This window comes from Sphingobium sp. PAMC28499, from assembly GCF_004795815.1.
In the GTDB taxonomy this organism is placed as follows: Bacteria; Pseudomonadota; Alphaproteobacteria; order Sphingomonadales; family Sphingomonadaceae; genus Sphingobium; species Sphingobium yanoikuyae.
Genome location: NZ_CP039248.1, coordinates 2,967,992 through 2,979,640, shown reverse-complemented (window position 1 = coordinate 2,979,640; position 11,649 = coordinate 2,967,992). Strand labels below are relative to the sequence as shown.

At 64.8% G+C, this 11,649-nt stretch carries 7 protein-coding genes; 2 read left to right on the top strand and 5 right to left on the bottom strand.

Translation table 11 applies throughout. The annotated features are described in order from the left end of the window. Nucleotides 1–8 precede the first annotated feature (8 nt). Entirely contained in the window at nt 9–1,898 is a 1,890-nt protein-coding gene (locus tag E5554_RS14310) for a gamma-glutamyltransferase (RefSeq protein ID WP_136187199.1), read from the bottom strand. Between the two features lie 529 nt (nt 1,899–2,427). Between E5554_RS14310 and E5554_RS14305 the strand changes: the two genes are divergently transcribed. Together E5554_RS14305 and E5554_RS14300 are read left to right on the top strand one after the other, a co-directional pair. After that, nucleotides 2,428–5,487, top strand: coding sequence for a TonB-dependent receptor (locus E5554_RS14305; protein ID WP_247594265.1), 3,060 nt, complete (start codon nt 2,428–2,430; stop codon nt 5,485–5,487). 80 nt (nt 5,488–5,567) lie between these two features. Further along, nucleotides 5,568–7,433 carry a gamma-glutamyltransferase gene (locus tag E5554_RS14300; RefSeq protein ID WP_136187197.1) on the top strand — a complete coding sequence of 622 codons (1,866 nt, stop codon included), beginning with the start codon at nt 5,568–5,570 and terminating at the stop codon, nt 7,431–7,433. A gap of 52 nt (nt 7,434–7,485) precedes the next feature. On the opposite strand, the gene E5554_RS14295 is transcribed toward E5554_RS14300, so the two are convergent. From E5554_RS14295 to E5554_RS14280, 4 genes are all read right to left on the bottom strand, one after another. After that, the gene (locus E5554_RS14295) at nt 7,486–8,931 is read right to left on the bottom strand and encodes an amino acid permease (protein ID WP_136187196.1); all 1,446 of its coding nucleotides are present in this window, start codon (nt 8,929–8,931) and stop codon (nt 7,486–7,488) included. Between the two features lie 51 nt (nt 8,932–8,982). Next, nucleotides 8,983–9,633, bottom strand: coding sequence for a GntR family transcriptional regulator (locus E5554_RS14290; RefSeq protein WP_048936520.1), 651 nt, complete (start codon nt 9,631–9,633; stop codon nt 8,983–8,985). A gap of 85 nt (nt 9,634–9,718) precedes the next feature. Continuing rightward, nucleotides 9,719–10,726 carry a 4-hydroxyproline epimerase gene (locus E5554_RS14285; RefSeq protein WP_136187195.1) on the bottom strand — a complete coding sequence of 336 codons (1,008 nt, stop codon included), beginning with the start codon at nt 10,724–10,726 and terminating at the stop codon, nt 9,719–9,721. Next, on the bottom strand, nt 10,726–11,640 hold the full coding sequence (locus E5554_RS14280; protein WP_136187194.1) for a dihydrodipicolinate synthase family protein: 915 nt from the start codon (nt 11,638–11,640) through the stop codon (nt 10,726–10,728). Before E5554_RS14280 ends, E5554_RS14285 begins: the two co-directional genes overlap by 1 nt. Between the last annotated feature and the right edge of the window lie 9 nt (nt 11,641–11,649).

Genomic DNA, 11,649 nt, shown 5'->3' with positions numbered 1-11,649 from the left:
CGATCCCCTTACCAACCAAATATATAGCGTTCGCGGCGCACATCCGCGCCACCGCGCAGCGTGCCGCTGCCTGGCACCACGCCGGCCGCGACGATGCCGGTCGACACCGCGAACGGCCCCAGCACGTCCAGCTTGTGACCGCGCGCGGTCAGATCGTCGCGCACCGCCTCCGGCACGCGATCCTCGATTTCCAGTACGCCCGGCTCATCCTTCTTGATGCCGAAGGAGCCGTGGAAATGATTGGAGTTGATGCGCGGCGCCTCGATCGCGGCCTGGAGCGGCTGGTTGAAGGCCAGCACCCGCAGCAGCACGTTCATGATCTGCTGATCCTGATTGTCGCCGCCCGGCGTCCCGATCGCCAGATAGGGCTGGCCGTCCTTGAGCACCATCGATGGCGACAGGGTGGTGCGCGGCCGCTTGCCCGGCACCAGGACATTGGGGCTTTCCGGATCAAGATCGAACACGGTCAGGCGGTTGCTCATCGGCACGCCGGTATCGCCCGCAATATAGGCGCCGCCCAGCATCCAGCCGGAACTGGGCGTGCAGGAAAAGAGATTACCGTCCTTGTCCACCACTTCGATCGCGGTCGTGTCGGCGGTCGGCTTGGGCGGTGCTTTCAGCATATGCGGTGTGAATTGCGGCGTGGTCCGCGCCCTGCCCTCGAATGCCCAGGGATTGCCGAAGCGATGCTCCAGCGAGGCACGCAGGCCGATCTGCCGGGCCCGCTGCGCCGCATAGTCCTTCGACAACAGTCCCTTCATCGGCACCGTCGCGAAATCGGGATCGCCAAAATACATGTTGCGATCGTCGAAGGCGAGCTTGATCGCCTCGGCAACGGTGTGGAGATAGGGCGCGGAGCCCGGCTCCATCGTCGCGATCCCGGCCGCCTCGGCAATGTTGAGCGCCATCAGCATGGCCGGCCCCTGGCTCCAGAAACCCGCCTTGCAGACCTGATAGCCAAAGACGCTGGTCATCGCCGGCGCCTCGACCTTGCCCTTGTACTTGGCCAGATCCTCATAGCGCATCAGGCCGCCGTCCCGCTCCATCGCGGCGCCGATCCGGCGGGCGATGTCGCCCTTGTAGAAGGCATCGCGCCCGGCCTGGATCGCCGCCTTGCGATCGCCGCTCTTCTTGAACGCTGCGGCATCGGCATCGGCAATGATCCGCATCGTGCGGGCGAGGTTGGGCTGGCGGAAAATCTCCCCGGTCCTGGGCAATTGGCCACCGGGATAATAGGCGTCGTAGGCGTCCTTATATTTGGACGTCGCCTTCTGCTGGCTGACGAACACTTCGGCCAGGAAATTATACATGACGAAGCCGTCGGCCAGCTCGATCGCGGGCTGCATCACTTCATGCAGCCCCATCGTGCCGTTGAGCTGCAGCGCGAGCGCCATCGCATCGACCATCGCCGGCACGGTGCCGCCATTGGGGCCATTGCCCGGAATGACGCCGGCATCGGCGAACTTGTCCGGCGTGGCCAGCCCCGGCGCGACGCCCTGGCCGCTGATCAGTGACACTTTCTTCGTCTTGCCGTCATAGATGATGGTCGGCGCTTCCCCGCCAAAGCCGAAATGCGAAATCTCGGTCACGGCCGCGGCAAAGACCGCCGCCACGCCCGCATCGGTCGCATTGCCGCCGGCCAGCAGGATGCGCGTCCCCGCCGCCACGGCATAATGACGTCCTGCCGCGACGATGCCGAACTGGCCGACGATTTCCGGCCGCAGCGTTTCGCCTTCGCTAACCAATCTGGTTGGCTCGATCGCCGCCTTGCCGGGCTTTGCCGGCGCATTGCCCGCCTGGGCGGAGGCCGGCCCGGCACTCGCGACCAAGGCCGCACCGGCCATGGCCGACGCCGCGAACTCCCGCCGGGTCACCCCCTGCTTTGCGTTATCGCTCATCGATGGAATCCCCTGTTTTCGGCCTGTCCGGCATCACCCGAGGGAAGGTGTTTGCCGGCCGATACGCGCAACAACGAGCTAACCCGATTTTTCCGCTATATGCCGGTAAATCCGATTTTATTTCAAAAATATTTCGAAACATATGGTGGAAATTTCACGCCCATCAGTTCTAGCGCAATGAACGCGCACAATGGTGGGTGTTGTGCCCGGAAAAAGCCTTGCCGTCGTGAGGGCGACAGCAGCAACGATTTCCCACGCAAGGGATGATGCCGGAACTCCAGTTTTTCGGGAGGGCCTGCAAATGCACTATCTGAACGGTCATCAATAAGCATGGGGCGCTGCACGTGTCGTGCGGCGCCGACATTTGCCGACCTCTCCAATCTCTGAACCGGAAAGGCACCTTTGCCCAACGGCGCGAAGCTTCAGGCTTCATCACAGGGGAACAATAATGACGAGAGAAAGAGGAAAGACGCTTTTCGCCTTAACCACCGCCCTAACCAGTGCCAGTCTCTGGGCGTTGACGGCCGGCATGGCCCAGGCCCAGTCCAGCACAGAAGCCGCCCCGCAGGCCGGTGAACCGGCAGCTGCGGAAATCGTCGTCATCGGTTCCCAGATCAAGGGCGCCAATACCGCCGGCGCGCTGCCGGTCAGCCTGGTCGGCGAAGAGCAGATCGAGGCCGTGGCCGCCGTTTCGGGCGCCGACCTCTATCGCTCCATCCCGCAACTGGGCGGCGTCACCTTCAACGAACAGGTGCTGGGCGGCGGCAACGCCAATGCCGCGCGCGGCGACGTATCGACCGTTTCGCTGCGCGGCCTGGGCCAGGGCAATACGTTGCTGCTGATCAACGGCCGCCGCACCGTGCTGCACCCGACATCGCAGGCGATCACCGGCGTCGTCGATTCCGGCGTCCCGACCTTCGGCTACAATGCCAACACCATTCCCGTCGGCAATATCGAGCGCGTCGAAGTGCTGCGCGACGGCGCGGCTGCGCTCTATGGCTCTGACGCGGTCGCCGGCGTCGTCAACAATGTGCTCCAGTCCGATTACAAAGGCGCCAAGTTCGACGTCCAATATGGCGGCGCGGAAGGCACCAATCTGCGCGAATTTGCCGCCAATGGCCTGGTCGGCTTCGACTTCAACGAAGGCCGCGGCAATATCTCGATCTTCGGCGGCTATGCCCAGAAATCGAAACTCTATCTCAGCGACCAGGACTATACCGCCAGCGTCGACCGGCGCGGCTATGTCGCCGGCACATCCTTTGCCAATGTCGCGGCCTGGAACGGCACCAGCACCAGCACGCCCTGGGGCACCTTCCGCGTCGTCCGCCCCGGCGGCGGCGCCAATTTCCTCAACCAGACGCTCACCAGCAACGGCACTGCCTTCACCAACAGCTCGGGCCAGTTCCACATCCAGCCCAGCGCCAATGCCGGTTGCCGCATCGCGTCGGGCACACCTGACACCTGCTATGATGACGGCAATGGCGCGACGGAAATGTCGGGCGCGGATTCCAACCTGCGCTTCAATTCGCCGGCAACCTTCGACGACCTGACCGCCCAGCCTTCGGTCAAGCGCATAAACATCTTCTCCTACATCAACTATGAACTGTCGGACGCCCTGTCCTTTTTTGGCGAGGTCGGCTTCTATCGCGGCAAGACCAGTTCGACGATCGGCGCGCCCGGCTCGCTCGCCAACATCCCGATCACCGTGGCGGCCAATGCCTATTGGAACCCGCTCGGCCCGGTCGGATCGCCCAACCGCCTGCCCGGCCTCGACCTTTCGGTGGTCCCGGCCGAGGGTCTGCCGGTCCAGATCACCTCGCTCAGCTATGTCGACGTGGGATCGCGCAAGGTCGACGTGACCAATTACCAATATCGTTTCCTGGGCGGCCTGCGGGGCAGCATCGGCGATTTCGACTGGGAATCCGCGGGCCTCTACACCTGGGCCACGGCCAAGGACACGCAGGAGAATTTCTCCAACACGCTGCTGCAACAGGCGATCAACAAGACCACGCCCGACGCCTACAACCCGTTCAACGGCGGCTGCGTCGACACGCCCTCGATCGGCGACTGCACGCCCAACAGCCAGTCCACGATCGACAGCTTCATGATCGAGGCGACCCGCAAGACCCGCACCTCGCTGGCCCTATGGGACTTCAAGGTGTCGAACGCCAATCTGCTGGGCCTGTGGGCCGACAACAACATCGGCGTCGCGGCTGGCATCGAATGGCGGCGCGAGACCTATCATGACAATCGCTCCACCTATCAGGGCGGCATTGCCGGGGTCGACACCACCTATACCGACGCGGTGACCGGCGTCTTCTATGGCTCCGACCTTGGCGGTGCCAGCCCCAGCCCGGACGTACGGGGCAAGCGCAATGTGAAGTCCGCCTATGCCGAACTCGCCATCCCGATCTTCAGCCCGGAAATGGAAATCCCGATGTTCCGTCGCCTGAATTTCCAGGTCGCGGGCCGTTACGAGGATTATAGCGACGTCGGTTCGGTGGCGAAGCCCAAGATTGCGGGATCGTGGGAATTGCTGGAGGGCATGATGCTGCGCGGCTCCTGGTCGCAGGGCTTCCGTGCGCCGAACCTGGAGGTCATCAACACCTCCACGCTCGACCGCGTCAATGGCGGCTTCGACTATGTGCTGTGCGATGCCGATGTCCGCTCCGGGCGCGCGACCAACTTCTCCAGCGCGGTCTGCAACGTGTCGGTGCTGCGTCGCAGCGGCGGCAACTCGAACCTGAAGCCCGAGGAATCGACCAGCTGGAGCTTCGGCGCCGTGCTGTCGCCGAAACTGGGCGATGGCCTGGGCAAGGTCACCTTCACCGTCGACCGCTGGAAGATCCAGCAGAAGAATGTCGTGGGCCTGCTCGACTATCAGAATGCGCTCAACCTCGACTATCTGCTGCGCACCCAGGGCAGCAGCAACCCCAACGTCATCCGCCGCGATCCCACGGCGGACGATATCGCCCGCGTCGCCGGCACCGGCCTCGCGCCGGTCGGCGAACTGCTCTACGTCGTCGCCAATTTCCAGAATCTGCTGCCGGTGACCGTTCAGGGCATCGACTTCAATCTGGACTATTTCCTGCCCACGACGTCGGTCGGCACCTTCTCGCTCAACGTGAATGCCTCGCGCCTGATCAGCTATTATGTCGACGCCCCGGCGGGCGTGCAGCAGGTGATCGCGGGACAGGCCGCTGGCGAGATCAATGCCGGCGTGCCGATCCAGGGCGGCGGCGACGTCATCGGCCGCGATGGCCAGCCGCGCTGGCGGCTTTCGGCAACCTTCGACTGGTCGCTCGGCCCGTGGAAGATCGGCGCCTTCACGCAGTATATCGACAGCGTCTATGAAAATGGCGTGCGCGATGCGTCCGCCAATCCCTGGACGGTGAAGGGCCAGACGACGGTCAATCTCTATGGCCAATATACGTTCAAGAATGACGGCCCATTGAACGGCACCACCGTTCAGATCGGCGCGCGCAACATCTTCGACAAGGATCCGCCGCTGGCATCGGGCGGCTATCTGTCGAACCTCTACCAGCCGCAGGCGCGCTACTGGTACACCAGCCTGAAGAAGGTCTTCTAAAGGCTTGCAAGACATGGGCGCGGCGCGATGGCGCCGCGCCCATGTCCTCCTTTTCCTTTCCCCTGCAAGGTCGCTCCGCCATGTCCGATACGCCCCCATCCTTCCTGGATCGCCGCGAAATGCTGGCCGCCGGCCTTGCCGGCATGGCACTCACCGCCCTGCCCGGCCGCGCTTGGGCCCAATCGGGCGCACGCGCGCCCGATGCGCCCCGCACCGGCAGCGCCAGCGTCGCCGCGCACCGGGTCGAAGTGCCCATGCCGAATGGCGGCGTGACGGCAGGTCATCCGCTGGCCGCCATGGCCGGCACCCGCATGCTGATGCAGGGCGGTACCGCCGCCGACGCCGTGGTCGCGGCGATGGCGGTCATGAACGTGGTCGAACCCTGGGCATCCAGCGCGGGCGGCAACGGATTTGCCACCTGTCTCGATCGCAAGACGGGCAAGGTCCAGTCGCTGGCCTTCACCGGCGGCGCGCCGCGCCTCCTCGATCCCGATGGCGATCCCAAGGCGCTGGACCATGGCCCCAGGGCACTGACCGTTCCCGGCGCCTTTGGCGGCTGGATCGCGCTGGCCCGCCGGTTCGGCAAATTGCCGCTTTCGACCCTGCTTGAACCGGCGATCGGCTATGCCCGCGACGGCCACCCGCTCGATGCATCCATCGCGATGTTCATCACGCGGGCGCAAAAGACGCTGGCGCTCTATCCGACCAGTGCGGCGATCTTCCTGCCCGGTGGCCAGCCCCCGGCCCCGCGATCAATCTTCCGCAATCCCGATCTGGCCCGCAGCTTTCAGGCCCTTGCCGATGCGGAGAGCCAGGCGCTCAAGGGTGGCGCCGATCGGGATCGCGCCTTGCAGGCGGCGCATGACTATTTCTACGCCGGCCCGATCGCGCAGGAATTTGCCCGCTTCTCGACACAGACCGGCGGCTGGCTGCGGCTCGATGACCTCAAGGCCTATCAGCCGCGCTGGGACGATCCGGTCACGACCAATTATCGCGGGCTGGACGTCTATTGCAGCCCGCTCACCTCGCGCACGGGACTCGAATTATGCGAACAGCTCAATCTGGTCGAGGGGTTCGACCTCGCCGCGCTGCCCGCCGACGATCCGCTCTTCACCCATTATCTGATCGAGGCGATCAAGGTCGCGAAGGCCGACGTCTATAAATATGCCGCCGATCCCAAATTCGCGCAGACGCCGGTCGAGGGACTGCTGTCCAAGCGCTTCGCCGCCGAACGACGCAAGCTGATCGATGCGGCCCGTGCGGGCCTCTATCCGGAGGGCGGCAATGCCGCCGCCTTCGACCGCGCCGCGCTGGAACGGGCACGGCAGGATTTCGCGTATCAGGGCGACGACCACACCCGCGGCGGCGACACCACCAGCCTGTCGGCGGTCGATGCCGACGGCAATGCCATCGCGGTCACGACCACCGTCGGCGGCGGCTTCGGCACCTTCCTGGTGATGGGCAATACCGGCATATTGTTCAACAACGGCCTGCGCCTGGGGTCGTCCGCCCCCTATGCCGGCCATCCCAACAAGGTCGCACCGGGCAAGATCGCCCTGCTCGGCAATGGCCCGACCATCGTCCTCGACAAGGGCCGGCTGAAACTGGTCTTCGGCTCGCCCGGCGGCGAGACGATCGGCCAGACCCAGTTCCAGTTCCTGGTCAATGTCGTCGATCGCGGCCTGCCGATCCAGGCCGCGATCGAAGCACCGCGCTTCGCGCTCGACGCCGATCCCAATTTCTACAGGCCCGGCGCGGCGATCACCGTACAGGCGGAACGGCGCTTCCCGGACGCCACGATCCAGCGCCTGACCACGATGGGGCACAAGGTCGAACTGGTCGGCCCCTATGCGATCGGCAGCGTGCAGGGCATTTTGGCCGATGCGTCGGGCGCCCGCATGGCCGGCGCCGACCCCCGCCGTATGGGTTATGCTGTGGGCTATTGAACAAGCCGGCCAATCGCGGTGACGCAACTAGCCGGCTCAGGTTACGGCTGCACTATTCCGGCAGGCCTTCCTCGCTTGCCGCACGGCCGGTGGTACGCAGCAGGCTGCGGCCGCGGCTATAGGCGAAATAGAGGGCCAGGCCAGCCAAGTTCCACAGGCCAAAGCGCAGCAGCGTCTTTTCAGGCAGACTGATCAGCAGATAGATGCAGCCGATAATCGCCAGCGTGCCGACCAGATAGGGCTGCGGACAGCGGAACACGCGCTTCATCTCGGGCGCCTTGCGGCGCAGCGCCATCATGCAGCCGGCAACCGCGATGAAGGCGATCAGCGTGCCGGCATTGGCCAGTTCGGCAATCTCGTCGAGGCGGAAGAAGCCGGCGACCGCCGCAACGAAGACCCCGGTGATCGCGGTGATGCGCGCAGGCGAGCCGGTCTTTTCCGACACTTTGCTGAGCGAACGCGGCAGCAGGCCGTCGCGTGCCATGACGAAGAAGATGCGGCTCTGGCCATACATCATGACCAGGATGACGGAGGGCAGCGCAACCAGCGCGGCGCCCGCCACCAGCCAGGCAGCGACTGGATGCTCCAACGTGCGCAGCACCAGCGCCAGAGGCTCGGAAGAACCGGCCAGCGCCCGATAGTCGAGCGCGCCGATCGCCGCGACCGCGACCGCCATGTAGATGAGGGTGCAGACCGCCATCGATCCGACGATGCCGATGGTCAGGTCACGGCCGGGATTGCGCGCTTCCTCGGCCGAGGTCGCGACCGCGTCGAAGCCGTAGAAGGCGAAGAAGACGATGGCCGCCGCCGCCATCACGCCGCGCGTCATGCCACCCTCAACATGGCTGACGAAGCCATAAGGCATAAAGGGCTGGAGATGGTCGGACTGGAAGGCGGGCAGCGCCAGCGCGACGAAGGCGGCGAGCGCGGTCAGCTTGATGACGACCAGAATGATGTTGAGCGTCGCGCTTTCCCGCGTGCCGGCGATCAGCATGCCCGCGATCGCCAGTGCCACCAGAACGGCGGGCAGGTTGACGATGCCGCCGCCATGCGGCCCGGCCAGCAGCATCGGCGGCAGACTGATCCCCGCCTGCTGGATCCAGCCGACCAGATAGCCCGACCAGCCGACCGCCACCGTGCTGCACGCCAGCGAATATTCCAGGATCAGGCTCCATCCCACGACCCAGGCCAGCGTCTCGCCCAGCACCGAATAGGTGTAGGTATAGGCACTGCCTGCGGTCGGGATCAGCGTGGCCAGTTCGGCATAGGCCAGCGCCGCGCAGGCGCACACGGCCCCCGCAATGGCGAAGGCCAGGATCACCGCCGGCCCCGCCCGGTCGGCGCCAACGCCGGTCAGCGTATAGATGCCGGTGCCGACGATCGCCCCGACCCCCAGCGCGATCAGATGCGGCCAGGACAATGTCTTGCGCAACTGTTGATGCTGCGCGTGATGACCGGCGCCGATCGGTTTGATCGGTCCCCAAAATCCAGTGCTCAACCGAAATTTCCTTCCCTGTTCTTATGGACGTTCCGGTTGCTCGGTTATGGTTCAGTCGTCGGCGTCGAGCTGAACCATGAGATCGTCCATGGTTTTGCGGATATGTGCGACCGTGAGTTCGCGGATCAGTTGGCCGTCGCGGGCGAGCCAGGCGTCGAGCATCTCGCGATGTTCGTCATTGGCGCGTTCGTCGCGGCCAAGCGGCTCCAGATGCTTGCGGACATAGCGTTCCGACAGAATATGGAGCCGTTCGAGAATATTGACCGACAGCGGCTGGCTGCTGGGACGCAGCAGCGCCATGTGGAAGGCGCGGTTGAACGCCCCGACCCCGTCGCCGCCTTCGTCGGTGACCTGATAGAGGGTGGCCAGCGTGTTGATCGCGGCCTGATGCTCCGCCTCGTCCGCCCGCTCGGCGGCCAACGCCATCACATCGGGTTCCAGCTTCAGGCGCAGCGCATAGACTTCGTCAGCCTCCACCCGATTGAGGCTGCGCACGAAAAAGCCGCGATTGGCCTGCGACTTGAGCAACCCTTCCTGCTCCAGTCGGGCCAGTGCCTCGCGCAGCGGAATCTTGCTGATCCCCAGTTCGGCGGCCAGCGCGTCCTGGCGGATCGGCCCGTCGGGCGGCACCCGGCCGGACAGGATGCGCTCACGGACAAGATCGACCAGCTGGTCGGAGAGGTTTCGGATGACTAGGCTCATGCGGCGAGCATAGCACAGAGCGGACGGCGGAATACAACTTCGTATATGATGGACGATCCCGCCCGCCCGCTCTGCAATGCCTGCCTCATACGACCGTGAAGCCGGCCCAGAACGGGTCTTCGCGGTCGACCCAGATGGTGTTGAAACCGGTGGCGATCGCCGATCCCTCGATCGAGGGGATGATTGCCTTCTGGTCGCCGATCATCGTCTCGGCCTCGACCCGGCCGATGAAGCGGCTGCAGATATAGCTTTCATGCACGAACCGGTCGCCGACCTTCAGCTTGCCCTTGGCTGCCAGATGCGCCAGCCGCGCCGACGTGCCGGTGCCGCAGGGGCTGCGGTCAATCGCCCGCTCGCCATAGAAGACGGCGTTGCGACCGTCCGCACCCTCGCCCTTGGGCTGGTCGGCCCACAGCACATGGCTCACCCCCTTGATGCTGGGTTCGAGCGGATGGACCGGCTGATATTGCGCGCGCACCAGTTCGCGAATGGTGCGGCTCAGTTCCACGATGCGCGATGCGCCGAGGTCGTCGAGGCCGGTATAGGCGCCCTGCGGTTCGACGATCGCGTAATAATTGCCACCATAGGAAACATCGACGTTGAGCGGACCGAAGCCCGGCACGTCGATTGCGATCCCCTCCGCCGCCAGATAGGCGGGGACGTTGCGGATCTTGACCGATGTCACGCGCTTGCCGTCGGTTGTGTAATCGATGTCGATGACGCCGGCTGGCACTTCCACCCGCAGCCTGCCCGGCGTCGCCGGCTGAATCAGGCCATTTTCCAGTCCGAACGTCACCATGCCGATCGTGCCATGACCGCACATCGGCAGACAGCCGCTGGTTTCGATGAAGAGAATACCGATGTCGGTATCGTCGCGCGTCGGCGGGTAGAGGAAGCCGCCCGACATCATGTCATGGCCGCGCGGTTCGAAGCAGAGACTGGTGCGGATCCAGTCGAAGCGGTCGAGAAAGTCCAGGCGGCGTTCCGCCATGGACTTTCCCTTGAGCAGCGGCGCGCCGCCCGCGACCAGACGAACGGGATTGCCCGCCGTATGGCCGTCTATACAGAAGAAGGTGTGGCGCACCGCGGACATCAGGCCGCCGTCAGGCTGGGCTGGGTAGCGGCGCACTGCTCGACCCAGCGGATGACGTCGGCGCGGCGCTGGCCTTCCAGCGGCATGCGCGGCAGGCGAACATGCTCGGTGCCGCGTCCCATGATGCTTTCGGCCAGCTTGATCGACTGGACCAGATCATGATCGGCATCGAGGTGCAGCAACGGCATGAACCAGCGATAGATGCGCAGGGCTTCTTCCAGATCGCCCCGGTTGATCGCCGCGACCAGCGCCACGGATTCGCGCGGGAAGGCGCTGGTGAGACCAGAAATCCAGCCATGGGCGCCGAGCAACAGGCCCTCGAACGCGACATCGTCCAGGCCCGCCATCAGGATATAGCGGTCGCCAAAGGCGTTGATCAGGTCGGTGAAGCGACGCGGATCGGGCGCGCTTTCCTTGACCGCGACGATGTTGGGCGTGTCGGCGAGGCGGGTGAGCGCGTCGATGCCGATATTCACGCGATAGGCGGGCGGATTGTTGTAGAGCATGATCGGCAGCGACGTCGCCTTGGCCACCGTCTCGAAATGGGTGCAAAGTTCGCCGACGGTCGGCACATAGACCATCGCGGGCAGCAGCATCAGTCCGTCGACGCCCAGCTTTTCGGCGTCCTGCGCGAAGGCGACGGCGCGGCGAGTGGTGAATTCGGACACGCCGACCAGGATCGGCACGCGGCCATCCACGACCTCGACCGCCGCCTTGACGACAGCGCGCTTTTCTTCGGGTTCCAGCGAGTTGTTCTCACCGCAGGTGCCGGCGATGATGAGGCCGTCGACGCCATCCTTCACCAGCGCATCCAAGACAGCCTGGGTTGCGGGGATATCAACGTCCAGATCGGGGGTGAACTGGGTGGTGGCGGCAGGGTAGACACCACGCCACGTCAATTTTGAGGAATTCACATAAGCCTC

What these genes read in the sequence shown, in the direction of transcription:
- E5554_RS14310 (WP_136187199.1), bottom strand. Translation starts at nt 1,898, where the DNA reads ATGAGCGATAACGCAAAGCAGGGGGTGACCCGGCGGGAGTTCGCGGCG.
- E5554_RS14305 (WP_247594265.1), top strand. Translation starts at nt 2,428, where the DNA reads ATGGCCCAGGCCCAGTCCAGCACAGAAGCCGCCCCGCAGGCCGGTGAA.
- E5554_RS14300 (WP_136187197.1), top strand. Translation starts at nt 5,568, where the DNA reads ATGTCCGATACGCCCCCATCCTTCCTGGATCGCCGCGAAATGCTGGCC.
- E5554_RS14290 (WP_048936520.1), bottom strand. Translation starts at nt 9,633, where the DNA reads ATGAGCCTAGTCATCCGAAACCTCTCCGACCAGCTGGTCGATCTTGTC.
- E5554_RS14285 (WP_136187195.1), bottom strand. Translation starts at nt 10,726, where the DNA reads ATGTCCGCGGTGCGCCACACCTTCTTCTGTATAGACGGCCATACGGCG.